24 protein-coding genes and 2 tRNA genes are annotated in these 25,090 nt (G+C 54.5%); 17 read left to right on the top strand and 9 right to left on the bottom strand.

Annotation, left to right across the window (positions count from 1 at the left end):
• Positions 1-309 precede the first annotated feature (309 nt).
• The 8 genes from tig to RBR60_RS02860 all read left to right on the top strand — a co-directional run bounded on the left by tig (position 310) and on the right by RBR60_RS02860 (position 7,898).
• Complete coding sequence (gene tig / locus RBR60_RS02895) at positions 310-1,662, top strand: trigger factor (RefSeq protein WP_320354298.1); 1,353 nt, start codon at positions 310-312, stop codon at positions 1,660-1,662.
• 103 nt (positions 1,663-1,765) lie between these two features.
• Positions 1,766-2,368, top strand: a complete 603-nt coding sequence (gene clpP / locus RBR60_RS02890; protein WP_413815444.1) for an ATP-dependent Clp endopeptidase proteolytic subunit ClpP — start codon at positions 1,766-1,768, stop codon at positions 2,366-2,368.
• Positions 2,369-3,622 carry an ATP-dependent Clp protease ATP-binding subunit ClpX gene (clpX, locus tag RBR60_RS02885; RefSeq protein ID WP_320354295.1) on the top strand — a complete coding sequence of 418 codons (1,254 nt, stop codon included), beginning with the start codon at positions 2,369-2,371 and terminating at the stop codon, positions 3,620-3,622.
• A gap of 153 nt (positions 3,623-3,775) precedes the next feature.
• A complete protein-coding gene (gene lon, locus RBR60_RS02880; RefSeq protein ID WP_320354294.1) occupies positions 3,776-6,121 on the top strand; it encodes an endopeptidase La in 2,346 nt (781 codons plus the stop codon).
• A gap of 83 nt (positions 6,122-6,204) precedes the next feature.
• Positions 6,205-6,280: transfer RNA gene (locus RBR60_RS02875), tRNA-Val, on the top strand.
• Between the two features lie 8 nt (positions 6,281-6,288).
• Positions 6,289-6,365: transfer RNA gene (locus tag RBR60_RS02870), tRNA-Asp, on the top strand.
• 223 nt (positions 6,366-6,588) lie between these two features.
• Positions 6,589-7,095, top strand: a complete 507-nt coding sequence (locus tag RBR60_RS02865; RefSeq protein ID WP_320354292.1) for a universal stress protein — start codon at positions 6,589-6,591, stop codon at positions 7,093-7,095.
• 203 nt (positions 7,096-7,298) lie between these two features.
• Positions 7,299-7,898: a hypothetical protein gene (locus tag RBR60_RS02860; RefSeq protein WP_320354291.1), complete on the top strand. Its 600-nt coding sequence runs from the start codon at positions 7,299-7,301 to the stop codon at positions 7,896-7,898.
• A 185-nt stretch (positions 7,899-8,083) separates the two neighbouring features.
• Here RBR60_RS02860 and RBR60_RS02855 read toward each other — a convergent pair whose 3' ends face one another.
• From RBR60_RS02855 to RBR60_RS02845, 3 genes are read right to left on the bottom strand one after another with little or no spacing between them, the layout of a single operon-like run.
• Positions 8,084-9,004: an Hsp33 family molecular chaperone HslO gene (locus RBR60_RS02855; RefSeq protein WP_320354290.1), complete on the bottom strand. Its 921-nt coding sequence runs from the start codon at positions 9,002-9,004 to the stop codon at positions 8,084-8,086.
• 28 nt (positions 9,005-9,032) lie between these two features.
• The gene (locus tag RBR60_RS02850) at positions 9,033-9,296 is read right to left on the bottom strand and encodes a zf-HC2 domain-containing protein (protein WP_320354289.1); all 264 of its coding nucleotides are present in this window, start codon (positions 9,294-9,296) and stop codon (positions 9,033-9,035) included.
• Positions 9,277-9,840 (bottom strand): RNA polymerase sigma factor, encoded by a 564-nt coding sequence (locus RBR60_RS02845; RefSeq protein WP_320354345.1) that lies wholly within the window; start codon positions 9,838-9,840, stop codon positions 9,277-9,279. Before RBR60_RS02845 ends, RBR60_RS02850 begins: the two co-directional genes overlap by 20 nt.
• Positions 9,841-10,115: 275 nt before the next feature.
• Here RBR60_RS02845 and RBR60_RS02840 point away from each other — a divergent pair, with 275 nt between their 5' ends.
• Entirely contained in the window at positions 10,116-11,012 is an 897-nt protein-coding gene (locus RBR60_RS02840; protein WP_320354288.1) for a hypothetical protein, read from the top strand.
• An 8-nt stretch (positions 11,013-11,020) separates the two neighbouring features.
• Here the strand turns inward: RBR60_RS02840 and RBR60_RS02835 are convergent, their stop codons facing one another.
• On the bottom strand, positions 11,021-11,734 hold the full coding sequence (locus RBR60_RS02835; protein WP_320354287.1) for an ATP-binding protein: 714 nt from the start codon (positions 11,732-11,734) through the stop codon (positions 11,021-11,023).
• Between the two features lie 115 nt (positions 11,735-11,849).
• On the opposite strand from RBR60_RS02835, the gene RBR60_RS02830 reads away from it, so the two are divergent.
• A complete protein-coding gene (locus RBR60_RS02830; RefSeq protein WP_320354285.1) occupies positions 11,850-12,542 on the top strand; it encodes a Crp/Fnr family transcriptional regulator in 693 nt (230 codons plus the stop codon).
• A gap of 80 nt (positions 12,543-12,622) precedes the next feature.
• Here RBR60_RS02830 and RBR60_RS02825 read toward each other — a convergent pair whose 3' ends face one another.
• The 5 genes from RBR60_RS02825 to epsC form a co-directional block, all read right to left on the bottom strand.
• Entirely contained in the window at positions 12,623-13,096 is a 474-nt protein-coding gene (locus RBR60_RS02825) for a ferritin family protein (protein ID WP_320354283.1), read from the bottom strand.
• A 212-nt stretch (positions 13,097-13,308) separates the two neighbouring features.
• Positions 13,309-13,542 (bottom strand): hypothetical protein, encoded by a 234-nt coding sequence (locus RBR60_RS02820; protein WP_320354281.1) that lies wholly within the window; start codon positions 13,540-13,542, stop codon positions 13,309-13,311.
• Positions 13,543-13,709: 167 nt separating this feature from the next.
• Complete coding sequence (locus RBR60_RS02815) at positions 13,710-14,843, bottom strand: hypothetical protein (protein ID WP_320354280.1); 1,134 nt, start codon at positions 14,841-14,843, stop codon at positions 13,710-13,712.
• A 170-nt stretch (positions 14,844-15,013) separates the two neighbouring features.
• Complete coding sequence (locus tag RBR60_RS02810; protein ID WP_320354279.1) at positions 15,014-16,375, bottom strand: TIGR01777 family oxidoreductase; 1,362 nt, start codon at positions 16,373-16,375, stop codon at positions 15,014-15,016.
• Entirely contained in the window at positions 16,362-17,351 is a 990-nt protein-coding gene (epsC, locus tag RBR60_RS02805) for a serine O-acetyltransferase EpsC (RefSeq protein ID WP_320354278.1), read from the bottom strand. The genes RBR60_RS02810 and epsC overlap by 14 nt, the downstream gene beginning before the upstream one ends.
• 363 nt (positions 17,352-17,714) lie before the next feature.
• Between epsC and RBR60_RS02800 the strand changes: the two genes are divergently transcribed.
• From RBR60_RS02800 to ccsB, 7 genes are all read left to right on the top strand, one after another.
• Positions 17,715-19,280 carry a methyl-accepting chemotaxis protein gene (locus RBR60_RS02800; RefSeq protein ID WP_320354277.1) on the top strand — a complete coding sequence of 522 codons (1,566 nt, stop codon included), beginning with the start codon at positions 17,715-17,717 and terminating at the stop codon, positions 19,278-19,280.
• A gap of 110 nt (positions 19,281-19,390) precedes the next feature.
• A complete protein-coding gene (locus tag RBR60_RS02795; protein WP_320354275.1) occupies positions 19,391-20,959 on the top strand; it encodes a tetrathionate reductase family octaheme c-type cytochrome in 1,569 nt (522 codons plus the stop codon).
• The gene (locus RBR60_RS02790) at positions 20,956-21,567 is read left to right on the top strand and encodes a cytochrome b/b6 domain-containing protein (protein WP_320354274.1); all 612 of its coding nucleotides are present in this window, start codon (positions 20,956-20,958) and stop codon (positions 21,565-21,567) included. The genes RBR60_RS02795 and RBR60_RS02790 overlap by 4 nt, the downstream gene beginning before the upstream one ends.
• Positions 21,568-21,735: 168 nt before the next feature.
• On the top strand, positions 21,736-22,755 hold the full coding sequence (locus RBR60_RS02785; protein WP_320354273.1) for a DHH family phosphoesterase: 1,020 nt from the start codon (positions 21,736-21,738) through the stop codon (positions 22,753-22,755).
• Entirely contained in the window at positions 22,746-23,504 is a 759-nt protein-coding gene (locus RBR60_RS02780) for an MBL fold metallo-hydrolase (protein WP_320354271.1), read from the top strand. The genes RBR60_RS02785 and RBR60_RS02780 overlap by 10 nt, the downstream gene beginning before the upstream one ends.
• Positions 23,505-23,517: 13 nt before the next feature.
• The gene (locus RBR60_RS02775; RefSeq protein ID WP_320354269.1) at positions 23,518-24,240 is read left to right on the top strand and encodes a bifunctional precorrin-2 dehydrogenase/sirohydrochlorin ferrochelatase; all 723 of its coding nucleotides are present in this window, start codon (positions 23,518-23,520) and stop codon (positions 24,238-24,240) included.
• Entirely contained in the window at positions 24,237-25,052 is an 816-nt protein-coding gene (gene ccsB, locus RBR60_RS02770; protein ID WP_320354267.1) for a c-type cytochrome biogenesis protein CcsB, read from the top strand. The genes RBR60_RS02775 and ccsB overlap by 4 nt, the downstream gene beginning before the upstream one ends.
• Positions 25,053-25,090 lie beyond the last annotated feature (38 nt).

Here is a 25,090-nt window from a genome sequence, read left to right as displayed (position 1 = left end):
CGCCGGACGCTGCTGCCTTCGGGCTCCGCTCGCGGGGTTGGTGATCAGACAGCAAAAGACTTTACGGGAAAAGAGTCGGTCCCGTCAAGCACGAGATCTTCTCCCTTATGTCCGGAAAGGGCGGGGAATGGGAAGCCCCGTATGTGAGTGGGCGGTTCATTGAGGGTAAGACGGGCAACGGTTCCGCGCAATAAGGATGAACGGGCAGAAGGGTTTATTGCCAGGTATGCAGCCCTTGCACGGAATGGTTGCTGAAGATTGTTTACAGACGCCATGGGCTTTTAAGGTTTTTATGAAGAAAGGATCGTCATGCAAGTTACGGTAGAAGATCTGAGCACGGTCAAAAAGGCCCTGCATATCGAGATCCCGGGTGAAATGGTGGCCAAGGCTGTGGATGCTGCCTACCAGGATCTGAAGAAAACCGTGAAGATCAAGGGTTTTCGTCCCGGAAAAACACCCCGCGCCGTTCTGGAGCGTATGTATAAAAAGGATGTCCATGCCGATGTTTCCCAGAAGCTGATTCAGGATGCCTTTGTGCATGCCGTACAGAAGGAAAATCTTCACTTCATTGGAACTCCTGACATTGATGCGCCGAACCTGGAAGCCTTTGATGAGAAGGGGCCGCTTAAGGTGGGTATTACCATCGAACTGAAACCGGAGATCGGAGCTGTGGACTTCAAGGGGCTGCCCATCCGTAAAACCCTCTACAGCTTCAGTGAGGAGGAAGTGGAAGGGCAGATTGAGATGCTTCGGAAGAATCTTGCTAAAAAGCAGCCCATTGCAGAGGCAAGACCCGCAGAGTCCGGAGATTTTGTTCTTATTGATTATGAAGGAAAGGTTGCAGGGGAGTCCTTCGCGGGTACGCCGAAAACGGAAAATCATGCTTACCGTATTGGGCGGAACACCCTGTCTCCCGCCTTTGATGAAAAGCTTGAGGGTATGAACCCCGGAGAAACCCGCACTTTTGATGTCAGCTATGATGAGCATTATGTGAACAAGGCTTTTTGCGGAAAAACCGTTTCTTTTGAGGTTACCCTGAAGGAAATCCATGAAGAGGTTCTTCCGGAACTGGATAATACCTTTGCCGCTCATTTCGGAGCCTTTGAAACCGTTGATGATATTCGTGAGAAAATTCGTGAAAATCTGAAGCAGGGCTATGACAAGCGCATTGAGCAGGAAGTGAATGAGCAGATTTTTTCTTCTCTGATCGAAAAAACCAGCTTTGAGGTTCCTGATGTTATGATAAACTATGAGCTGGAAGGAATTCTGGATGAAGCCGAAAGGGCTTTTTCTGCCAATGGTGTTACCTTCGAACAGCTTGGACAGACCCGGGAATCCCTGGGGCAGGAGTACAGGGAGCTTGCGGAAAAACAGGTTCGTCGCCACCTGATTCTGGGGGCCATCATTGCCCAGGAGAAGCTTGATCTGGATAAGGATGAGATTGAAGCGGGTCTTGAGGAGCTGGCCAGAAACTTTAACCAGCCTGTGGACCTGGTCTGGAGCTTTTATGAGAAAAGCCCGGAGAAGCTGGACTTTTTCAAACACACCCTGCTTGAAAAGAAGGCGATTCAGCTTATTTTAGAAAACAGTGTTATTGAAGAGGTGCATCCGGTACCCGCTGAAGTGGCGGAAGAGGCGGATGCCCAGACGCCCGAAGCCTGATGTTGTCTGTATGGAAGGGCTTTTTGGGCCCTTCCATGGTTTGAAATACAGATGTCGGGCCCAACAAGGAGAAAAAGGGAGGTTCGTCGTGCCGCTGATTCCCATGGTCGTGGAACAAAGCAGCAGAGGCGAGAGAGCATACGATATTTATTCGCGGCTTCTCAAGGATCGTATTGTTTTCCTTGGATCCGCAGTGAATGACGAGATTGCCAATCTCATTGTGGCCCAGTTGCTGTTTCTGGAGTCCGAGGATCCTGAAAAGGAAATCAATTTTTACATCAACTCTCCCGGAGGTGTGGTAACGGCTGGTATGGCCATTTACGATACCATGCAGTACATCAAGCCTGACGTGGTGACCGTGTGTATCGGTCAGGCCGCCAGCATGGGAGCTCTGCTCCTGGCTGCGGGCGCTGATGGTAAGCGCTATGCCCTGCCCCATTCCCGTATCATGATCCACCAGCCTCTGGGCGGTGCCCAGGGCCAGGCGTCGGATATCCAGATTCAGGCGAGGGAAATCTTAAGAATCAAAGATACCCTGAATCATATTCTTGCCCGGCATACCAAAAGGGATCTGGCAACCATTGAAGCGGATACGGATCGGGATCATTTCATGAGCGGCGAGGAAGCCAAGGCGTACGGCATTGTCGATCATGTGGTGGCCAGTCGGAGTGATCTTGCGGCCATTATCGAAAAAACGGAGGGCTAAATGACGGATCACGGCGATACCGGAGACAAGCTGTACTGCTCGTTCTGCGGCAAGAGCCAGAAAGATGTCCGCAAGCTCATTGCAGGTCCTGCGGTTTACATCTGTGATGAATGCATCCAGCTCTGCAGCGAGATCATTGAGGAAGAGGGGGATAAGGCTCCGGAAACCCCTGAAAATCTCCTTACGCCCAAAGAAATCAAAAGAAGGTTGGATGATTATGTGATTGAGCAGGACGCGGCCAAGAAAACCTTGGCTGTGGCGGTGCGCAATCACTACCGGCGACTGGAATCCTCTGCGGGTCGGGATGCCCATGACGAGGTGGAAATCCAGAAGAGCAACATCCTTCTCATTGGGCCTACGGGCAGTGGAAAGACACTTCTGGCCCAGACCCTGGCCCGTTTTCTGGATGTCCCCTTCACCATTGCCGATGCCACGACACTCACAGAGGCCGGTTATGTGGGAGAGGATGTGGAAAACATCATTCTCTCTCTTCTGCAGAATGCGGAATACGATGTGGAGCGCGCCCAGCGGGGTATCGTTTACATTGACGAGATCGACAAGATTGCTTCCAAGGGGGATAACCCCTCCATCACCCGGGATGTGTCGGGTGAAGGCGTGCAGCAGGCTCTTCTGAAAATCATAGAGGGTACCACGGCCAGTGTGCCACCCAAGGGGGGACGTAAACATCCCCAGCAGGATTTTGTGAAGGTGAATACGTCCAATATCCTGTTCATTTGTGGCGGGACCTTCACAGGGCTGGATAAGATTGTGCAGCGCCGTATAGGCCAGAAGACCATGGGTTTTGGTGCCAAGGTTACCAAGCCAGGCGATAAGTCGGCCTCTGAGCTGCTGCACATGGCGGAGGCGGAAGATCTTGTGAAGTTCGGTTTGATTCCCGAATTTCTCGGCCGCCTGCCCGTGATCGCCATCCTTGAAGAACTGAAGGAAGATGCTCTGGTTAAAATACTTCAGGAGCCTAAAAACGCCCTGGTCAAGCAGTTTCAGAAGCTTTTTTCCTTTGAAGGGGTCAGCCTGCGTTTTACGGACGGTGCCCTTGAAGCCATCGCCAAGGAAGCGGTGCGGAGAAAGTCCGGTGCGCGTGGCTTGCGTGCGATTCTTGAAAATATCATGCTGGATATCATGTACGAGATTCCTTCTCTGGCGAATGTGAAGGAGTGCGTGATCAGTGAGGAAGTGGTGCTGAGCAAGGAAGAGCCTATTCTCTTGTATGCCCAATCCAAGCAGCAGGCGTAATGCTGGATTTGAGGAAGGGTTTTGAGTCGCTTTGACAGCGATTTGAGACCTTTCCTGTTTTTTGTGCCTTTGATGCGCCCAGGATGTTTTTTCCCGAAACGTGTGTGGGAGAGGATTTTTTCCAGAGGTGCCTCCAATCCTAAGGATGATAATATGGCGGTATTGATGCTTCCCCTTCTTCCCTTGCGGGATATGGTGCTTTTTCCACATATGGTGGCTCCGCTTTTTGTGGGCCGGAAAAAATCCATCCACGCCCTTTCTGCGGCCATGGACCATGACCGTCGTGTTTTTCTCACATCCCAGGTGGAAGCGGATGTGGATGATCCCGAAGAAAAGGATCTGGCCAAGGTTGGCTGCGTGGGACGCGTTCTGCAGTTGCTGAAGCTTCCCGATGGCACGGTAAAGGCCCTGGTGGAAGGCGATTTTCGGGCTCGTATGCTGGGGTGTGATACGGGCGAGAAAGGATATTATCGGGTGGAGGTCGCCCCCCTTGCGGAGGCGGGTGTGAGGCCTCTGGAAGCTTTATCCTTAGTTCGTGCCGTCATGGAAAGTTATCGGGAATATGCAAGCTTAAACAAAAAGATCGCCTCGGAAACCCTGGATGCCATTGAGGCCATTCAGGATCCATCCCATCTTGCGGATGCGGTTGCGGCCCAGTTTGCCTTCAAGATCGCCGATAAGCAGCAGCTTCTTGAAACGGAGGATCTTGCGGAACGCATGCTTTTGCTTGTGAATCTGATCCGTACGGAAACGGAAATTTTTTCCATGGATCAGAAGATCCGCAGCCGGGTTAAAAAACAGATGGAAAAAAATCAGCGCCACTACTATCTCAATGAACAGATCCGGGCCATACGCAAGGAGATGGGAGATGCCGAGGACTCCATTGAGGAGGTGGAGGAGTTGGAGCGGCGTCTGGAAGAGAAAAAGCCTTCGGAAGAAGCCACAGCCAGGGTGCGGGCGGAAATCCGTAAACTGAAGATGATGTCTCCCATGTCGGCGGAAGCCACGGTGGTGCGCAATTACGTGGACTGGATCCTGGCCTTACCCTGGAACGAGTTGTCCGTACTCTCAAGGGACCTTGACAGTGCCGAGAATGTTCTTAACGCGGACCATTATGGGCTTGAAAAACCCAAAGAGCGCATCCTTGAGTATCTGGCCGTACAGACACTGGTGCAGAAAATCAAGGGTCCCATTCTTTGTCTGGTAGGCCCTCCGGGGGTGGGGAAAACCTCCCTGGCTCGCAGCGTGGCCAGGGCCACAGGCAGGGAGTATGTTCGCCTTTCCCTGGGTGGGGTGCGGGATGAAGCGGAAATCCGGGGGCACAGGAGAACCTACATTGGTGCCATGCCTGGCAAGATTATTCAGAGCCTTAAAAAGGTCGGAACCCGGAATCCTGTTTTCTGTCTGGATGAGGTGGATAAAATGAGCATGGATTTCCGGGGAGACCCTTCGGCGGCCCTGCTGGAAGTCCTGGATCCGGAGCAGAATGCGGCTTTTGGAGATCATTACCTGGATCTGGAGTACGATCTTTCCGAAATTCTTTTCATTACCACGGCTAACACCCTCCATGACATCCCCCTCCCCCTTCAGGATCGCATGGAGATTATCCGTATTCCTGGATACACGGAAATTGAAAAGTTTCACATCGCCACAGAGCACCTTATACCCAAGCAGGTTGGCCAGCATGGCCTGGAAGCCTCTCAGATTCGTTTTACCCGCAATGCGGTTTATCACATCATTCGCTTTCATACGCGGGAGGCAGGAGTCCGGAGTCTGGAGCGGCAGCTTGCAGCCATCTGCCGTAAGGTGGCGAGGGATTTGGTCCGTAAATCCGGCAAACCACCCTTCGTGATTGATGTGGAAGGGGTTCGGAAATACCTGGGTGTGGATCAGTACCGTTTTGGCCGGGTGGAAGAGGCTCACCATGTGGGGGCTGTGACGGGGCTGGCCTGGACCCAGTCCGGTGGTGAGCTGCTTACCATAGAAACCGTTCTGATGCCTGGGAAGGGCGAGGTGACGGTTACGGGTAAGCTTGGGGATGTGATGAAGGAATCCGCCCGGGCTGCGGTGAGCTATGTTCGTTTCCGGAGTGAAGACTTAGGGATTGATCCGGGCTTTTACAAGGAAAAGGATCTGCATATTCATTTTCCCGAAGGTGCCATTCCTAAAGATGGTCCCAGTGCGGGTATTGCCATCTGTACCGCCCTGGTTTCCTCCCTCACAGCCCGGGCTGTGGACAGAAACGTGGCCATGACCGGAGAGATTACCCTCCGGGGCCGGGTATTGCCCATTGGTGGGTTGCGGGAAAAGGTGCTGGCCGCCCACCGGGGAGGGATTGCAACGGTTTTGTATCCTAAGGAAAATGAGAAGGATATTAAGGAGATACCTGCTTCAGTATTAAAACGTGTCCGTCTTGTCCCCGTAAATCATATGGACGAGGTGTTGGAGCAGGCCTTGCTGCCCGGTGGGCTTAAAACCAGGGCAAAAAAGAAAAAATAGAAAGTTGTTTTTTTTTGCTTGACGCAGAAAACACATGCTGGTAGATAGATCTCGCTTTTGCGGCGGAAGGGTGGCTGCAAAGAGGGCGAATAGCTCAGCTGGGAGAGCAACGGCCTTACAAGCCGTGGGTCACAGGTTCGATCCCTGTTTCGCCCACCAGCAAAAAAGGGGGTGTAGTTCAGTTGGTTAGAACGCCGGCCTGTCACGCCGGAGGTCGCGGGTTCGAGTCCCGTCGCTCCCGCCAACAAAAAATAAGGGTTTACGGATCACACCGTAAGCCCTTTTTTTATTGCGGGGATTTGCGGGAAGGAGATCCTGGAACATGGGTGGGTTACCCTTTTTCTTGCTTTTTGAGACCAGGATTTTCTACAATGTAAAAAGGCAGTGGGTCTTTGCCGAAGTTTGTCGTGAGGCAGAGATCTCTGGGGTATGGGAAGGGTTTCGTTGACTTCAATGAGGAGCTTGCCATGTACCATTCGATCAAGAAAATACTGTATGCCACAGACCTTTCGGAAACCGCCAGGGACGCCATGCGTTATGCCGTGAGCCTTGCGGGTCGTTATGGCGCTGAAATGTCCAGTCTCCACGTCATTCCGGATATTTACGAGGAAATGACCCTGTCCACGGGCATTGACATGGACCTCTATTTTGGCATAGACCGCTGGCGCTCCCTTACGGATGAGCGGCTTGCCAGTGCAAAGGATGCGGTTTTAAAGCGCATAGAGGAAACCTGTGCGGAGTTGCACGATGAGGTGGGGGATTGCTTTGCCTCCTGTGACAATGTGATGGTGAAGGTGGGGCATCCTGTGAAAACCATCATTGACACAGCCGTGGAAGGGGAGTTTGATATTGTGGTCATGGGAACCCGTGGTCACAGCAAGTTTGAAGATCTCCTGCTGGGAAGTACGGCCAATGGTGTGATCCGTCGTTGCCCCGTGCCTGTGCTGGTGGTGCGCCTGGAAGCACCGAAGTAGTATTGGGACTTGGAAAAGGTTTTTCTTTGGGATGCGGAGGGGGCTGCGAAGATTCTCCGGCCCTGCCTATTCTTTTGTGTGGCAGAGCCGAGGAAAAGAGAGCCGTTGCATCCGGAGTTTGGGTGTTGGGGCGCAACGCTGTCCTGTAACACCGGGTTCAGCAGTTTTGTGAATGACACTTTTTACATGGAAAAAGGAGTATCATGAAGCGGTTTGGGCTTTTGGGGTTGGCTTTGGTAATGTTTGCCTGGATTCCCGCCTATGCGGGGATGGGAGCGGGTTTGTATGTGAACCAATCCACGGTTGCAGCATCCCTGATGGCGGACATGGGTACGGATCATGGTATTATGACCCTGGGTGGAGAGGGCGTTTATAAAGATGATGATTACAGGATGCTCTCTGGCCTCGTGGGGGTGAAAAATGACCAGTTCATGCCTGGGATTCGTTATCTGGTGGGGTTCCGGGGGTTTTATCTGGAAGCGGAAGATGGGCGCTCCACTGTGGAAAATTCGGCGGTTGGGATCGCCTTTCTTTTTGGCATGGGCTATGAGCTGGACGCAGGGCTGAATCCTCTGCCCATTCCTGTGAGCGTGGAAGCGCAGTTTGCCGGTGCTCCCAAGCCCTTGACCTGGCAGGATGGTGAATATTACTGGGAAGCGCGGGCTGGCATTGGTTTTCATGTGCTGAGCAATGCCACGGTGCGTCTGGACCTGCGCAGGCTGTATGCAAATTTTGAGGAAAAGGGCCGGAACTGGACCAAGGATGATTATAATCTTTTGCTGGGTTATGAGATCCGTTTTTAACCCAAAAAGAACCCCATATTTGTAAGGATGTCCGGGCTGCTGGCTTTCAGGGGGCCTGGGGAAGGTTTCAGATAAAAAAGACAATTTAAGCGTTTGGGTATGTGGTCTGCATTGAAAGGGTCCTGGCGTAAGCTGGACCCTTTTTTGATTGCTCGGCAGACCGGTGCGTGAAAGGTGAAAGAAATTCAGAGAAGGGAGGCCAGGCGTTCCCTGGAGAAGCTGTAGCGGGAGTTGCAGTTGTGGCAGGTGATTTCCAGAGGAAAAGGTCCTTTTTTCCGGATATCCTGCCTGTCTTCCAGGGGCAGGCTTTTCAGATAGCGGATCATCTGATCCTCGGTGCAGCGGCAGAAGAATTCCACCCGTCTCTGGTCAATGATTTTGGGATTGAAGTTTTCAAAGGCACCGAGGATGAGATCTTCGGCTGTTTTTTTTCTGCCAAAGGCTTCTCCAATGCTTTCCATGGACCGGACCTGTTCTTCCAGTCGACGGATGTCTTCGGGGGTGGCTCCGGGCATGGCCTGTAGCAGAAGGCCTCCTGCGGCCCCGAGGTTTCCTGCGGCATCAAACTGTATGCTCAAGGTCAGGGCTGTGGGCGTTTGCTCTGATGTGGCATAATAGTGGGCCACGTCCTGGGCGATATTGCCATAGGCCAGGGCCACCTGCCCGGTAAAGGGGTGTCTTGCGGTCTGGGTATGGCGGGTGAGGGTGAGAATGCCTGCACCGAAAAAGGAAGACAGGTCCGGGTTCTCCACAGGCCCTTTTACAGGGATGGGGTTTTTATGCAAGTAGCCCCGGACTTCTCCCAGGGCGTTGGCCTCTGCGCAAAGTCCTGTAATGGGACCAGAACATGCAATTTTGAGCTGGATGCGGTCTTCCCCCTTGAGGGGAGTGGCCATGAGGCATGCGGCGATGTACGCATGGCCCAGAACCAGGGTTTCCAGGATACCCAGCTCGTGGTTTCCCCGCATTTCATGGATCATGCGGGTGGCGTGCACCAGGGTTCCCCGGATATGGCCGTTTGCCAGGAGAAAAATATGGGCTTTATCCAGGGCATTGGCCTGGAGCTGCTCTTTAAGGGTATTGCCAAAGGGCGTTTTCTTGATCATGGGAAGGCCAACTTTCAGTTCAAAAACTTTAAGTCTCTGTAACCTGAAAACTCTTTGCAAGATTTTCCAGCTTCAGGGAGAGGGACTGGGGTACGGGCCGGGAGCCCACCTGGTTGCAGATACGGATGCTCTGGGTCAGGGTGGCAAGGCAGACCCGGCACTTGGGACAATGCTGGAGGTGTTCTTCCAGGGCTCGGCGTTCTTCTCCTTGGAGTTCCCCATCCACATAGGCTGAAAAGCGATCAAAGAGAGCCAGGCAGTGGGACGGAATTTCAGGAGGGGTCTGGGGCATGGGTGAAGTATCCTTTCAGCGCTTCCCGGATGTAAAAACGTGCCCTGTGGAGCCGGACCTTGACATTGGCCTGGGAAATATCAAGAATCTGAGCGGTCTCTTCGGTGGAGAAATCTTCCATGTCGCGGAGCACCACCACCAGCCTGTAGGTGGGGGGCAGCGTGTCGATGGCAGCCTTGATTTTTGCACCCAGTTCTTCGTTGAGGAGACGTTCTGCAGGCTGTTTTGCCCATTCGGGCAACTCTTCCGGGGCCAGGGCCGCATCCTTGGGCAGGACATCTTCCAGGGAAAGCTCCTTTTCAGGGGCGAATTTGGAACGACGCCGCATCTTGATACATACGCTCACGGCAATGCGGTATACCCAGTTTCTGAAAAGACTTTCCTGGCGGAAGCCCGGCAGATATCGAAAAATATTAATGAAGGTTTCCTGTACCAGGTCTTCGGCATCCTGGGTGTCTTTGCAGATCCGTAAGCCGAAGTTGTACAGACGGTCCTGATAGCGTCGCACCAGATCTTCAAAACGTCGGGTATCCCCTTGGTTAATGGCCAGAATCAGCTCCAGGTCCGGATCCTGCTTCCGGGGGATGTCCTTTTGTGTTCTTTTGATGGTTTTCTCCTCTTCTTGTCACCTGACAAGCATCCTTCAGTCAGGTGGATACGCCCATCTTCGGCAGAATCCATACCTGAAGAAGGTACCAGACGGCGAGGATGGCCAGCAGGGGAAGAAGCTCGTACATATCGTTCTCCTTATTAAAGAATTGTATTTTTAAAGTCCATGATTTTCATAAGGCAGGTCCTTATGCAAAGAAAGGAGCCTGGGTGTTCCCATGCGGTTACAACAGTGCGTATCAGGAAGAAGGCAGAATCGGGCTGCGGGACCGGCTTGTGGCGTTTTTGGAAAGTCCCCGTCCTCCGGGGAAGGCTTTGCGGGTTTTTGCGGAAGATGCGCTTGGAATTGAGACTGTGGAAGACCTGGCCCTTGCCATGACAGAAGAGGAAAATGGCGGGATCTTGAAGGAATTATGGCTTTTTCCTGACGAGGATCTGCGCCTTTCCCTTCTGCCTTTCTGGAAAGGCAGGGGCTGGGATGCTCCGGCGCTGGCCTGGCTATGTACGTCGCTTCAGGAAAATACCCCTTCCGCCATCCTTGATCTGGGGCAGGGTAAGACCCTGGTCTTGCCCCTTGATGGGAAAATGCTCGTCTCTTTTGTGAAGCGGTTGAGCCTGGAGCGCCATGTGGATAGCGATCTGTGGAAACAGATGGATGCGGTATTGCCGGAAAACCTGCGTGCCTTCTGTCGCAACCGTCTCTGGACCCTGGGGGTGGATACGGTGAAACCAGGGGCCGGGGTTCTGGAGAGATTGCTTGCATTCTCTTCAGATCCTCCCTTTTTCAGGGCGTCATTTATTCTGATGACAGAGATACTGGCCGAAGTTTCCGGAGTGGAAGTCTGGCCCCAGCCCCTTCTGAGGGCGAGAAGGCGGATGGAACGGACCGTTCTTTCTGCAAGACGTATACAGGCGGCCCTGGAGCGGGGGAACATGGAAACCTTTTTGCTGTCCGGCGGCCGAGTGGTGCATGGAGACGCGGAAGAAGCTGCACGGAAGCTTTTTCTTGCGGACACCCTCATGCACCGGCTCTGGCCTGGGATTCTGCCCCTGGAGGCCCCTCTGGAGACAAGGGCCTTCGGGGCACCGGAGGAGAGCGGGTTCTGATCTGAGCATCAGCAGAGCCGTGGCGGTTGGGGGGCAATGGTGGGGCGGCCCCTTTTTCCTGTGCGCTGGATGATGACTTCCTGGGCGTCCAGAGTGTTTTCGGCACGCTTCAGGGCTTCTTTCACAATGCGGGAGAGACCACCGCAACAGGGGACTTCCATCATGACCGTTGTGAGGGCTTGGACTCCCGAATGGCGGAAGATGGCGGCAAGGCGCTCCACGGCTTCTTCGCCGTTGTCCAGTTTTGGGCAGGTCATGAGTACGACTTTTCCAGGAAGAAGGTCCTGGTGCAGGGCGGGATCCGCCACAGCTGCGCAGTCTGCCAGAATGAGCAGGTGAGCGTCTTTGAGAAAGGGGGCTGTGGGGGGGATGAGGCGCAGCTGTATGGGCCAGTGGGAAAGGGCCGATTCCATGGGAAGCCTGTCTCCCTTGGGGCTTGGGGCAGCAAGGAGGGAGGCCTGGGCGGAAGGGCAGCCCCTGGTATGAAGATGGGCGTGCACAGCGGCTTCATCAAAGGGCAGGGTTTCTTTTTTGACAATGCGGAGGGCGCCCTGGGGGCAGGCGCCGATGCAGGCGCCCAGGCCATCGCAGAGCGGATCTCGGATAACGCGGGCTTTGCCGTCCACAATGGCCAGTGCGCCTTCGGCGCAGGAAGGGATGCAGAGGCCGCAGCCGTCACACTTTTGTTCATCGATCTCAATGATGTCGCGCAGAATCTTCATGGATATCCTCCTTCGCCCCCTGGGGCGGGTTTTTGTTTCATTCCAGGCAGAAGATAAAGCTTTTATGGCAAAAAGAAATTGATACAGATCAATACCTTGAAAATGGGAAGAAAAAATGAAAGAAGCGGAGATCATTGAAATTCTGGCAGGAAGCCTCCTTTTCGGAGGGCTGGAGGACAGGGCCCTTAAAACCGTGCTGACCCTGGGACGGAGTCGGGCGGCTTTACGGGGCGAGCTTTTGTTCCAGGAAGGCGAGGCGGCTACGGGGTTTTTTGTACTTTTGTCGGGCAAGGTCAAGGTGTTCAAGGCCACCTTTGAAGGTAAGGAGAAAATTCTGCACATTCTGGGGCCTGGGGAGCCCGTGGGCGAAGCGCCCATGTTTGGAGGAATTCCCTATCCGGCCAGCGCCCAGACCCTGGAACCCTGTCAGCTTTTTTTTCTGCCAAGGGAGGTTTTTATCGACAAACTCAAGGATATGCCGGAGTTGGCCCTTGCCATGCTGGCGGTTTTATCCCGGCGGCTGCGGGTGTTTACCACCCAGATTGAGCATCTGGCCTTAAAGGAGGTGCCAGCCCGGCTTGCCGCTTACCTCAACACCCTGAAGGAGGAGTGCGGAGGAGAAACTTCCCTGGTGCTGCCCCTTTCCAAGGCGCAGCTGGCAAGTCTTCTGGGCACAAGTCCGGAAACCCTTTCCCGGATTTTGGGCCGTATGGTCACCGCAGGGTATCTGAATGTGACGGGAAACATCCTGGAAATCTGTGATCCTGAAGGTTTGGCCCAGGTGGCGGAAGAAGGGAGGATGGAGTAAAAAACGCATACCGGGATTTCCGATATGCGTTTTCAGGGTATATGGGGTCGGGATTCCATGGGGGGAAGCCCTGTTTTGTGCTACTTGATGGCCATAAGCTCTTTGCTGAGAAGGCGGATGTGACCCATTTCTTCTTTGATGATGGCGTCCAGGCGATTTTTGCCCTTACCCTCAGGAACCAGCTCTTTCATGCCCAGGTAAAAGACGATGGAATCTTTTTCTGCAACAATGGCTTCTTTGAGGATTTCCTTGAGGCTTGTCGTATCAATGGTTTTCTGGAAAAAGACGCGGGTGTCCGCTAAGGATTTGAGGTACAAAACGGTTTCATTGTTGGGATCAAAGATGGTTTTGGCCTTCTCGTCTTCGGCCAGGCTTTTTTTCATGGAAGCAAAGGTGTTTTCGTGGTCCACTTCCATGTCGGCCAGTTTGAGAAGCAGATCTTTTTCTTCCTGCTTCTGGACATTGGCAGCGGCGTTTCTGTAAAACTTGACGCCATTTTGTTCAATCTGGATAGCCATCTGAAAGATTTCATTTGCATTAAAATCAAAAGCCATTTTTTTTCCTTTCTTTCGGAAGTCTTTTGCGCCTTTCCAAAGGGCTGGAGGGCTGTTTGTCTTTTTTGAAAAAACCAGGGCATACCGTGGCGACAGATTCTTTGGCTTATGCTTTTTGACTATAAAAGATATTTAGCGAAGACTATGGCAACAGCACCTTGCTGTTTGTCAATACAAAAAAGTTTATTTTTCTATACAGAGTCTGGGGATTTTCAGTGCTGGGACTTCCCTTCCTGCATCATGCGGCACTCTGCATCCCATTCCGGACAGGCCTCGGCGCGGGCCGCCTCGTATTTGAGCATGCATTCATGGCATTCCAGCTCCACATTGGGAACATCTCCGAAACGCTTTTGAATTTCTTCCTTGGAAAGGTTGGTGACCGCGCTGCATCCGCACTGGGGGCAGGCCATGGTGACTTTATACCGTTTGCGTTCTTTTTCTGTCATGGCGGATCTCCTTTTCTGGGTGGGGTCTATCCATCGTCTTTATGACATCCAAGCAAAAGCAATGCCATAAAGTATGGTTGTTGGAGAAGCCTGCGGCAAGGGCTTTGGAAAAGGGGAGTCAGGGGCCAGGTCCTGGTGGAGATCTGTTTTTCTGATACAGAGCTGTTTCAGGTTTCCTGGGCCTGGACAGTATCCTCTCCAAAGGCAGTCCTGCCCCTGGCGCTGAAAAAAAGAGTTTCCAGCAAGACAAGGTAAGAAAGGGTGGCCAGCACTGCGACGAAGGGAGAAAAATATCCCAGGGGTGCAAGGATCAGCACCACCAGCCAGTGGGTCAGAATCAGGTTTCTGGAGTGCAGGCGGATGGGGAAGTCCGTGTAGCGCATGATGACCACAAGACCGCTGAGATTCCACCCGTAAAGAGAAGCGAAACTGTGCATTTTCAGGATGAGCTTGCCCATCTCCCGGGTATAAAAGGGACTCATTTCGAGGATGATGTAGGCAATGCCGCTGATGCCTGTGAAAACGAGAAAGAGCATGCCAGAAGTGAGAAAGGCCTTTTCCTGGGCCTGTTTACGATCCTGGAGAAAAAGAATGAGGATGAGCAGAACACTTCCGAAAAGAATCAGAGAAATGAAAAGCTGAAGCAAAGGCCATTCAAAGAGAATGAAGATAAAAAAAATAATGACACCGAGGTTTACGGACCAGAAGCCGATGTTTTTGAGCACCCGCGTAAGCCGCATTCTGTTGTCACCGATGAGTTCAAACATGACGCTCATGGTGATGAGGGATACGGGAAAGGAAAATCCCAGAAAAAAAGTATTCAGGGTAAGCTTTTCCATGGAAATCCAGTTTCCGTAGCTCTCGTTGAACATGACGGGAACGGAGATGAAAAGGCCCATGGAAAGGCAAAGGAGGGAGGCCTGGTGAAATTTCCGGGAAACGGGGACCCGGGCTTTGAAAAAATCCATGGGAAAAAGGGAGAACATCCGGATGCGTTCGGACTCCACAAGAAGGGCCAGAAGAAAGGCGCATACCATGGCGGCGGGATAGATCTCAAGAAAAGCGCAGAGGGCAAAGCAAAGGCTGAACCCCAGAAAGAGGGGGATTTTCGGTCCTGTGGGCAGAGTTCTTCGGGTGTGAAACAGGATAAGGGCGCCGCCGCTGCAGAGATTGAAAAGAAAGATGTGCAGGCGTTCAAAATCGTAGGCCAGAAGTGCCTTGGGTACAAAAAGATGAAAAAAACCAAAGGCCATGGCCAGCATCATGAGGAGAGTGATGCCGCGTTTGTAGGGGGATGTCATGGGTTCCCTCGTCTGTAGTCCGTAATCTGTCTGTCCGGGCCTCAGGGGCCTTTTGGGGAGGCTTTGCCAGCATCTAAATCAGGACAGATGCCATTTTTTGTATTCTGCCACGGGAAAGGGGCGAATCAAAGGGCTTTTGCGCATGCGGTTTTCCTGCGTCTCCGTTTTTTTCATGGATCCGCGCCCAGAAGCATGACGAGGGCGCTTTCAAGGTCGGGGTATCGGAAGCGGAAGCCCGCAGCTTCAAGCCTTGTAGGCAGGGCCCGGGTGCTGGTCATGAGGACCTCCTTTCCCATTTCTCCGAGGAGAGCGTGGAGCAGCGAGGGCGCAAGGTGAAAGACCTGCGGCCTGTGGAGGACGCGCGCCAGGATGCGGGCAAAATCCCTGGCTCGCACAGGGTGAGGTGCGGTAAGATTGACGGGGCCGGAAATTCCGGGGGTTTCAAGCAGGAAGCGGATCGCCCGCACCAGGTCTTCCATGGCAATCCAGCTCATCCATCCATGGCCTTTACCGATGACGCCGCCAAGCCCTGAGAAAAAAAGGGGATGCAGCCGGGAGAGGGCTCCTCCCCTGGGTGTTAAGCCAATGCCTATGCGCAGGCGGATCACAGGGCAGAGATCCTGCACGCCCATGGCCTCTTCTTCCCACCTCTGGCAGACATGGGCAAGGAAGCCTTCTCCCCTCCCATGGTCCTCGGTGAGTAAGATGCCCTTGCGGTTACCATAATAACCGATGGCTGAAGCAGAAAGGAAAACTTTGGGCGGTGTGTGGGCTTTACGGATGGCCTGGGCGAGGAGACGTGTTCCAAGCACACGGCTTTGGAGGATGCGGGCCTTTTTTTCCGGCGTCCAGGCACCTTCACCAATGGGCTCCCCCCCGAGATGCAGCACGGCATCAATACCTTCGAGGATTTTGGGATCCGCCTCTCCCCTTTCCGGATTCCAGTAGCGGGTTTTGGGGATTCCCTGGGTGCGGACCAGGGGAATCCATGTATGGCCTGCGGTGGTGAGGGCGGGAATGAGGCTTTCGGCCACAAGGCCGGAGCTGCCGCTGATGAGGATGCGCATGGGTTGGACAGGCGGGTGAGTAAGATCCTCTTCAAGGATTTTGTGGCGATAATCGAAAAGACGCCTTAGTCGTTTCTCCACGCCTTTCCCGGCGATTATATCCCCAAGAATACCCGCGGGCAGGGCGTAGCGCAGCACGTCTTCCATGCGGCAGCCTTGGTCGTGGGGGTGAAAATAATGGCTGTGTTCCCAGAAGGCAAAGGGGCCTCGGGTCTGGACATCCTGAAAAAAGAAGGGCGGTTCGCAGGCCGTATGCCTTCCTTCCCAGGGCAGGCGCAGGGGACCCAGGGGAATGCGCATGGAGACCCTTCCCAGGGTTTCGATGCTGCCTTCTTGCCGCAGGCCTTCAGGCCAGGCCCAGGGAGGACTGAGGCGGAGGAGGGCGTCTTTGTGGCGGTGCCAGTGAAACACCCTTTCCGGAGAAAGGGGCAGCCGGATTTCCCGGCGGAGTTCACGCAAAATCATGGCCGGGTTTTCCTTGCTGGGGGTGGGACCCCGAAGCCCTGTAGCTGAGTTTGGGCGCTTCCATGACCACCAGGGTGTCCGGAGGTACGGATTCGGTGAGCCAGACGTTGCCGCCAATGATGCTGCGTGCGCCGATTACGGTGTTGCCTCCGAGGATGGTGGCGCCGGCATAAATGATCACATCATCTTCCAGGGTGGGGTGACGTTTTTTCCCCCGCAGTCGGTTGCCCGCATCCGGAGGCAGGGAAAGGGCACCCAGGGTCACTCCCTGATACAGACGGACATTGGCGCCGATGGTGGTGGTTTCTCCGATGACTACGCCGGTGCCATGGTCAATGGCAAAGCGTTCGCCAATGGTGGCACCGGGGTGAATGTCAATGCCTGTGACGCTGTGGGCGTATTCGGTCATGATTCTGGGAATGAAGGGAATCTGGTCCTGGTAGAGAATATGGGCGATGCGCTGTACGGAAATGGCGAAAATTCCCGGATAGGAGAAGATGATTTCATCGTGGCTTGTGGCTGCGGGGTCGCCATCATAGGCTGCGTGCACATCGGCCATGAGGATGCGGCGTAAGTCAGGGATGGCCCGGAACAGCCTGCGGGCGGTCTCATAGCCCTGTTCATTGCAGTGGGAGCAGACCTGGTCATAGCGGAAGCAGTCGTGGCGGAGGCTGTGGATGATCTGCTGGGCTACGGTGTCAAAAAGCCGTGATACGCTGTGCCCGATCTTGTAGCGCAGGTTTGTGGCATCCAGGGGCTCCCTGCTGAAATACCCTGGAAAAAGAAGCTTTTGCAGGGCATGAACAATGGACACCACTTCTGTCCGGGATGGGATGGGTTCGTGGTTGATGTGGGTAAAGCTGCCGGGTTCCTCGCAGGAGCGGATGATGGCTTCGGTGATTTCAGGAATTTCTTCTCTGAAGACAAGGGCGACGCTGGGCTTGGACTTGCAGACTTTTTCATCGGAAAGGTGCATGGCGTTTTTCCCGGAAAAGGGGGTTATGGGAGCAAAATAAGGCCTTTTGCTGCGGAGCCAGAGCGTTTCAAAAAGCGCATACGGCCTGTCTTCAGGTTGCAGAGGGGGGCTGGAGCATGGGTGTAAGGGATTTTCAAGAAAGCCTGGGGCCTTGAAAAACCTTGATCGCAGAATAAATCCTCTTTTGGACGGATGCAAGGCCCGGGGCTTGCCTTGGGCCTGCTTTTTCGTGTACCGTATTCCATCCTCATGTTTTTTCGTGCATACCCGTTACCCCATGATTGTTCATGTCTTCCCGGCAGTGCCTTTGTTAAGGGTTTTTGCGTATCCTGTTCCTTTCTTTTTCCTGGCAGGAGGTTTTTCATGGCCCTTTCCCGTCTTTCCCTGATGTCGAAAATTATCTTGCTTTGTGCTGTGAGCATGGGACTGCTCTGCGCCTTGTTTTTTTCTGTGTATGCGTGGAATTTTCGGGCCAAAACCATTGAGGCCTTTGTGGAAAAGGCCCGCGCCATCTGTCTGATGGCAGAATCGGTTCGGGAGTCCATGGACGCCAAGTGGGAAAAAAAGATGTTTTCCGTGGAAGCCCTGAGGGCCTTTGCAGAAAGGCCCGATGGCATGGCCGCTGTTCTGGGAGCTGTCCCCGTTGTCACGGCCTGGGAAGCGGCGATGAAAAAGGCCGAGGCCGGAGGTTACAGCTTTCGGGTTCCTAAGTTTTATCCCAGAAATCCTGAGAACATGCCGGACTATGGAAGCCAGAGTACGGTGGAGCGCGACGCCTTACGTCTTTTGAGCAAAGGGGAGCTTGCGGAGTATTATCTGGTGGATCCGGAAATGAATGCGGTGCGGTATTTTCTGCCTGTGCGTCTTTCAGAAACCTGTCTGTACTGCCATGGCGATCCCGCCCTTTCCCATGAATACTGGGGGCGTTCTGACGGTCGGGATATTACAGGAGGGCCTATGGAAAACTGGCGCGTGGGCGAGGTGCATGGGGCCTTTGAGGTGATTCAGTTTCTGGACGGGGCAGACAGGGAGGTGCGGCGTAACCTTCTGGCTGCGGCTTTGTTCGCCCTTTCCGGTATAGGTCTTGCGGTTTTGGGTTTTGCGGTGCTGATCAGCCGGGGGGTTTCCCAGCCTGTGGAAAAAATGGTGGAAGACCTGAAAAATGGTGCATCCCAGGTGGCCGAAGGATCAGGAGAGGTTTCCAATTCCAGCCAACGCCTTGCCGAAGGGGCTTCCAGTCAGGCGGCGGCCATTGAGGAGACGGCGGCCTCCCTGGAACAGATGGCTTCCCAGGTAGCCCGCACCGCAGAAAATGCGCGCAGGGCGGACACTCTGATGGGATCCGTGGGAGAGGAAATGGTGCATTCGGAAAAGGCCATGAAGGATCTGAAGGAAGCCATGGATGCCATTTCGCGGGTGGGAGGAGAAGCCTCTGAAATTGTGGGCTCCATTGATGCCATTGCCTTTCAGACCAATCTTTTGGCTCTGAATGCCGCCGTGGAAGCCGCCCGGGCCGGAGAAGCGGGTGCGGGATTTTCCGTTGTGGCAGGAGAAGTCCGAAGGCTGGCCCTCAAAGCTGCGGAAGCATCCAGGGATTCGGGAGCCTTGATTGATGAAATACAGAAACGGGTACAGAGGGGAAGTCTTGTGACAGGTACGGCCGGTGCGTCCTTTACCCGGGTCAGTGAGCAGACCCGTACGGTGGGAGGTCTTTTGAGAGAAATCGCCTGTGCAGCATCAGAGCAGGCGGACGGAATCTCCCAGATTAACCGCGCGGTGGCGGCGATGGAGTCTGTGGTGCAGAATTCCGCAGCCATCTCCGAAGAATCCGCCAGCGCTGCGGAGGAGATGAATGCCCAGGCGCATTTCATGTCATCCGTGGTCCGGGGGCTTCAGAACCTTGTGCGCGGAGAAAAAGAGATCCCATAACATGGCCGGGGTTTGACTGGGCGGAAGGGATTTTTTTATGTAACCTTTTTCATGCTTCCGGTTTCCTTGGGGAATGTATCCATCAAAAACGGACATGCCTGGAGGATGATATGGGAAAAAAAGGTGTTGGGTGGGTGTGGCTTCTGGCCCTGGTGCTGAGCCTGCCCGCCTGGGGTAAAACGCCCGCAACTACTGCGGATCACAGCCGATTTGAGCAACTGGGCCAGGCCTTCGGCTCCGGCCCGGAGGTGACCAAGGCCTGCCTTGGCTGTCACAATGATGCGGGAAAGCAGTTCATGGAAACCATCCACTGGACCTGGATTTGTCCGCACTCGGGGGATGGGGATCTGGGAAAAGCCGGAAAATCCCTGAACAACTTCTGCATCAGCATTCCCGGAAATGAAGCACGGTGTACGTCTTGCCATGCGGGCTATGGGTGGGAGGATGCTTCCTTTGATTTCACCAAGGAAGAAAACATTGACTGTCTTGTCTGTCATGAGCAGACAGGCACTTATGAAAAATACCCGTCAGGGGCGGGGCATCCTGTGGACAAGCCCACGCGTTTTCCCGAAAGCGGCAGACTTTTTGAACCTCCGGACTGGAATGCCGCAGCAAAGAGTGTGGCAAGACCCACCCGGGATAATTGTGGGGTCTGTCATTTTTACGGTGGCGGCGGTGACGGGGTGAAGCACGGAGACCTGGATTCCTCTCTCTTTGACCCACCGAGAGATCTGGATGTCCACATGTCCCAGGCGGGCGGAGATTTCTCCTGCACCCGCTGTCACACCACTGTGGCCCACAAGGTGGCGGGACGCTGCTATCAGACCCCTGCGGTGCAGGATCATAAGAGTCTCCTTGAAGATGACCAGGCCTCCCGTATCACCTGCGTGGCCTGCCATGGCGAAAGCCCCCATGGCAACACGGCCAAACTCAATGATCACACGGACAAGGTGGCTTGTCAGACCTGCCATATTCCAACCTTTGCCAGGGAGCTGCCCACCAAGATGCTCTGGGACTGGTCTGAGGCGGGGCGGATGCGGGAGGGCAAGCCTTACAAAGAGACAGGAGACCTCGGCAGAACGGTTTATGACAGTAAAAAAGGCGTGTTTGAATGGGCGAAAAATGCGATGCCCGAATACGCCTGGTTCAAAGGGGTGATCCGGAACACCCTGGTTACGGACAGAATTGATCCTGAAACCGTGGTAGCGGTGAATTTTGTGGACACCGCGCCGGATGAGGCCAATGCCAGAATTTATCCTTTCAAGGTGCATCGCGGCGTGCAGCCCTATGATGCGGAGCTGAAAACCCTGGTTTTTCCCAAGCTGTTTGGTCCCAAGGGCAGCGGAGCCTACTGGGCGGATTATGACTGGGAAAGGGCTGTGGCCGAAGGCATGGCTGTGGCGGGGCTTCCCTTCAGCGGCAAGGTGGATTTTGTGGAAACCACCTTCCGTTATCCCATCACCCACATGGTGGCACCTAAGGAAAAGGCCCTTTCCTGTGGGGAGTGCCATGTTCGGCACGGCAGTCGGCTTGCGGGTATTTCCGGTGTTTACATGCCGGGCCGGGACAGCGGCGGGTTTTTCTCGCGGGTGGGATGGGCGCTGACCGCCCTTTCCGTACTGGGTGTGGGTGCCCATGCCCTTGGACGCACAGTGGGGCGGGGAGGAAGAAGAAAATGAAAAAGATTTATCTTTATACGCGTTTTGAGCGGTTCTGGCACTGGGCCCAGGCCCTTTTGATCTGCGCTTTGCTCTGGACAGGCTTTGCCGTACACGGGGATCTTTCCTGGCCGGATTTCAAGACAGCTGTGATCTGGCACAACCGCCTTGGGATCGCCTGGCTGATTCTTTTCGCCTTCATTGTTTTCTGGCAAGCGACCACAGGGGAATGGCGGCACTATGTGCCCACCACGCGTAAGCTTTTTGCAGTGCTGCGTTACTACCTTGTGGGCATTTTCCGGGGAGAGTCCCATCCTGTGGCCAAAACCGCTGAGGCGAAGCATAACCCGCTGCAAAGGCTCACCTACCTGGGGGTGGCCATCGCCATTGTTCCGGTGCAGGTTCTGACCGGACTTTTGTACTGGACCTACAACGACTGGCATGTGGCGGGCTTTTCCATGGACCTGGGGCTTCTTGCCCTCCTTCACCTGGCCGGAGCCTTTGTCTTTCTGATCTTTGTGGTGATTCATGTCTATATGATCACCACGGGCCATACGCCTTTGGCTCATCTGAAAGCCATGATCACGGGTTGGGAGGATGTGGATGAGCCGCAGAAGCCTGGTCGGTAAAGAACGACGGGTTGCCATGCGCCTTTGTGAATGTTAGATGTGTGAGAACAGCCCCGATGAGGGGCTGTTCTTATGAGATAAGGCCGCAAACCCCTGGCCCTTTTCCGGAGGATGGGCAGAAGTTTTTTACGGAGCCTCTGCGTATTTTCCGGGAACAAGGAGTTTCCCATGACCCTTTCCAGCGCCGAAAGGCTGCGTCGTTTTTATGCCTGCTTTGCAGGGGAGGATCAGGTATTGATTCTGATTAATGCGGATCCCGACGCCATGGCCAGCGCCATGGCAGTGAAGCGACTTCTGTGGCGGCGGGTGGCGGGGGTGACCATTGCCCATGTCAATGATATTCAAAGACCGGATAACCTGTCCATGGTGCGGCTTCTGGGTATCCGGATGATACATTTCAGGGATCTGCCTCACTGGCGCTATCGCCGTATTGTGCTGGTGGACTCTCAGCCGGACCACCACGAGTGTTTTGCCCTTTTTCGTCCCGATGTTCTCATTGACCACCATCCCGAATCCTGTGTGGTGGGCCGTTTCTGTGATGTCCGTCCCAAGTACGGAGCTACGGCCAGTATGCTGACGGAGTATCTGAGGGCCGCCCGCATCACGCCCTCATCCAGGCTGGCGACTGCCCTTTATTACGCCATCAAGACGGACACGGCGGATTTTCAGAGAAAAACCATCATGGAGGATATCAAGGCCTTTCAGTATCTTTTCCGCTACATCAATCCCCAACTGGAACGCAGAATCGAAAATGCGGAAATTCTTCTTGAGAGTCTCGATGTATTTGAAAAGGCGCTGAAATGCCGGGTGATCCGGGGGAATCGCCTGTACGCCCACCTGGGGGAGGTGAGTAACCCGGATATCTGTGTGCAGATTGCAGATTTTTTTATGCGGGTAGATGCGGTGAACTGGACCATTGTTTCTGGTATTTATGAAAAAAAACTGGTGATCATCTTCCGCAATGATGGTATCCGACGATCGGCGGGGCTTGTGGCTTCGGCAAGCTTTGGGAAAATGGGCTCTGCGGGTGGACATAAGGGCGCGGCGCGGGCGGAAATCCCCCTGGAAGCGCTGGAAAAAACCGTGAATACCAAAAACAGCAGGGAGCTGGGAGCCTGGCTGCGGGACCATGTGGAAATCCGCACTCAGAAGAAAAAAAGAAAGGCAAAGGAAGACGCATGCGCGTGACCATCCTGGGTTCCGGCACCTGTGTTCCCCGGCTGGAGCGGGCTTCAAGCAGCCTTCTTGTGGAGGCGGGGACTTTACGCATTCTGGTGGATTGCGGACTTGGTACCCAGCACAGGCTCCTTGCCGCAGGTCAGGATCCTTGCGAGGTGGATCTTTTGTTTCTCACCCACTTTCATCCGGATCACACAGGGGAGCTGGTATCCCTGCTTTTTTCCGGAAAGTATGCAGGGAGGTTTGGACGTAAAAAGCCCCTTATCCTGGCAGCGGGTAAGGGGCTTGGGAATTTTTATGAGGGTCTTTGCCGTGTGTACGGGGAGTGGGTGGATCTGAACGGCGGACTTATTCTGCGGGAGCTGCCCCTGGATGGGCCTTTTTTCTGGACTTTGAAGGGGGTGAAGCTGGGAACGCATCCTGTGAACCACAGGCCGGAGAGCCTGGCCCTTTCCCTGGAATTCTGTGGAAAAAGACTTGTGATCACGGGAGATACGGATCAGTGTCCGGAGCTTGTGCCCTTTGCCGCTGGGGCGGATCTTCTCATCTGCGAGGCCGCCATGCCCGATGCCATGAAAGTACCCGGTCACCTGACCCCGTCTTTGGCCGCAGCGCTTGCCCGGGAGGCGGGAGTGTCCCGGCTGCTGCTTACCCATTTTTATCCGGAATGTGATGGAATCGATGTGCGGGATCAGGCCAGGGAGGTTTTTGAGGGCCCTGTGCTGAGGGCCCATGATCTCATGACTCTGGACCTGTGAAGGGGTTTTTTTTGTGTTTTATCCGCTTTTTCTCAATATCCGGGATCTGCCCTGTCTGGTTGTGGGTGGAGGGCGCGTGGGGCTGCGTAAGGTCTCAGGACTTCTGGAGGCCGAAGCCAGGGTCACGGTGGTGGATCCGACCCCTCTGGAGGCCTTGCAGGAACTTGGGCGGGGAAAAAAACTGACCCTTGTGGAGCGGACCTTTCGGATGGAAGATCTGGAGGGGATGCGTCTGGTTTTTGCCGCCACCCATCGGAAGGCTGTGAACGGACAGGTGGCGGAAGGGGCGAGGACGCGGAATATTTTCTGTAATGTGGCCGATGATCCCCAAGGCTCGGATTTTTTTCTGCCTGCTCTGATCCGACGGGGAGATCTTCAGCTGGCCATTTCCACGGGAGGCCGCAGCCCGGCCTTTGCCCGGAAGCTGCGTATGGATCTGGAAGCTTCCCTGGATCGGGCCTATCTGCCCTTTCTGGATCTCATGGGAAGGCTGCGGGCGATGCTTTTGGAGCGGAGCCATGATCCTGAAGGGCACAAAAAGATTTTCAGGGCCCTGGTGGAAGGCCCCCTCCTGGAACAGATAAGCAAAGGAGACTGCGAGGCTGTGATCCAGACATTGACCCCCTGGGTGGGCACCTGTGGGGTCCGGGATCTGGTTTTATCCGTGATGCAGGCCGGTGCTGTGCGGAGCACCCCAGAGGAGCCGGGGTTTTCCCGGGAGAAAGAGGATGCATGAGTATCGCCCTTAGCCTTTATATCCTGAGTACCCTTGGATATCTTGTTTTTCTCCTGTTCAAAAGGGAGGTCTGGCAGAGAGCTGGATTTTTTCTGCTTTGCGCAGGCTTTGTGAGTCATGGGATTCTTTTGGGAAAAAACTGGGTGGAAGCGGGCCATCTGCCCCTTTTTGACCTTGCGGGCAACCTGTCCTTCTGCGCCTTTATTTTTGCAGGCGTTTTCATTGCCCTCCGGCATCGGTACCATGTGAAGATTCTGGGGATTTTTGTGGCCAGCGTCACCGCAGGTTTAAGTCTCACCTCCTGGCTTCTGCCCTCTGTTCCTGCAACGCCGGATCCCGCCTATGTCAGCCTTTGGGTGGTGGTGCATGTGGCGGCCAGCTTTGGGGGGAATGCGGCCTTTACCCTGGCCTTTGCCGTGGGCCTGCTTTATCTGCTCCTGGAGAGGCGGATCAAGGAAAAGCGCAAAGATATTCTCTTCCGACGACTGCCTTCCCTGGAGCTTCTGGATGCCACGGGGCATGCGTGTGTCATTGTGGGATTTTCCCTTATGACCCTGGGCATGGCCACAGGGATTCTTTATGCCCGGGCGGTATGGGGGAGCTTCTGGAGCTGGGACCCCAAGGAAGTCTGGTCCCTTGTGGTGTGGCTTGTGTATGCGGCCCTCCTCCATGGGCGTCTGTCTTCGGAATGGCGGGGCCGCAAGGCGGCGCGCATGGCGGTTCTGGGCTTTCTTCTGGTTCTTTTCACCTTCCTTGGGGTGAACTTCCTCTTTATGGGGCATCATGGGGATTTTACGCGCATCGGGCATTGAGACTGCTGCGGGTTGGGGAAGACGGCCTGTGCAGGCGC

This window comes from Desulfobotulus sp., from assembly GCF_034006065.1.
Classification (GTDB): Bacteria; Desulfobacterota; Desulfobacteria; order Desulfobacterales; family ASO4-4; genus Desulfobotulus.
This window is presented reverse-complemented; position numbering and strand designations above follow the sequence as displayed.

What these genes read in the sequence shown, in the direction of transcription:
- tig (WP_320354298.1), top strand. Translation starts at nt 310, where the DNA reads ATGCAAGTTACGGTAGAAGATCTGAGCACGGTCAAAAAGGCCCTGCAT.
- clpP (WP_413815444.1), top strand. Translation starts at nt 1,766, where the DNA reads ATGGTCGTGGAACAAAGCAGCAGAGGCGAGAGAGCATACGATATTTAT.
- clpX (WP_320354295.1), top strand. Translation starts at nt 2,369, where the DNA reads ATGACGGATCACGGCGATACCGGAGACAAGCTGTACTGCTCGTTCTGC.
- lon (WP_320354294.1), top strand. Translation starts at nt 3,776, where the DNA reads ATGGCGGTATTGATGCTTCCCCTTCTTCCCTTGCGGGATATGGTGCTT.
- RBR60_RS02865 (WP_320354292.1), top strand. Translation starts at nt 6,589, where the DNA reads ATGTACCATTCGATCAAGAAAATACTGTATGCCACAGACCTTTCGGAA.
- RBR60_RS02860 (WP_320354291.1), top strand. Translation starts at nt 7,299, where the DNA reads ATGAAGCGGTTTGGGCTTTTGGGGTTGGCTTTGGTAATGTTTGCCTGG.
- RBR60_RS02855 (WP_320354290.1), bottom strand. Translation starts at nt 9,004, where the DNA reads ATGATCAAGAAAACGCCCTTTGGCAATACCCTTAAAGAGCAGCTCCAG.
- RBR60_RS02850 (WP_320354289.1), bottom strand. Translation starts at nt 9,296, where the DNA reads ATGCCCCAGACCCCTCCTGAAATTCCGTCCCACTGCCTGGCTCTCTTT.
- RBR60_RS02835 (WP_320354287.1), bottom strand. Translation starts at nt 11,734, where the DNA reads ATGAAGATTCTGCGCGACATCATTGAGATCGATGAACAAAAGTGTGAC.
- RBR60_RS02830 (WP_320354285.1), top strand. Translation starts at nt 11,850, where the DNA reads ATGAAAGAAGCGGAGATCATTGAAATTCTGGCAGGAAGCCTCCTTTTC.
- RBR60_RS02825 (WP_320354283.1), bottom strand. Translation starts at nt 13,096, where the DNA reads ATGGCTTTTGATTTTAATGCAAATGAAATCTTTCAGATGGCTATCCAG.
- RBR60_RS02820 (WP_320354281.1), bottom strand. Translation starts at nt 13,542, where the DNA reads ATGACAGAAAAAGAACGCAAACGGTATAAAGTCACCATGGCCTGCCCC.
- RBR60_RS02815 (WP_320354280.1), bottom strand. Translation starts at nt 14,843, where the DNA reads ATGACATCCCCCTACAAACGCGGCATCACTCTCCTCATGATGCTGGCC.
- RBR60_RS02810 (WP_320354279.1), bottom strand. Translation starts at nt 16,375, where the DNA reads ATGATTTTGCGTGAACTCCGCCGGGAAATCCGGCTGCCCCTTTCTCCG.
- epsC (WP_320354278.1), bottom strand. Translation starts at nt 17,351, where the DNA reads ATGCACCTTTCCGATGAAAAAGTCTGCAAGTCCAAGCCCAGCGTCGCC.
- RBR60_RS02800 (WP_320354277.1), top strand. Translation starts at nt 17,715, where the DNA reads ATGGCCCTTTCCCGTCTTTCCCTGATGTCGAAAATTATCTTGCTTTGT.
- RBR60_RS02795 (WP_320354275.1), top strand. Translation starts at nt 19,391, where the DNA reads ATGGGAAAAAAAGGTGTTGGGTGGGTGTGGCTTCTGGCCCTGGTGCTG.
- RBR60_RS02790 (WP_320354274.1), top strand. Translation starts at nt 20,956, where the DNA reads ATGAAAAAGATTTATCTTTATACGCGTTTTGAGCGGTTCTGGCACTGG.
- RBR60_RS02785 (WP_320354273.1), top strand. Translation starts at nt 21,736, where the DNA reads ATGACCCTTTCCAGCGCCGAAAGGCTGCGTCGTTTTTATGCCTGCTTT.
- RBR60_RS02780 (WP_320354271.1), top strand. Translation starts at nt 22,746, where the DNA reads ATGCGCGTGACCATCCTGGGTTCCGGCACCTGTGTTCCCCGGCTGGAG.
- ccsB (WP_320354267.1), top strand. Translation starts at nt 24,237, where the DNA reads ATGAGTATCGCCCTTAGCCTTTATATCCTGAGTACCCTTGGATATCTT.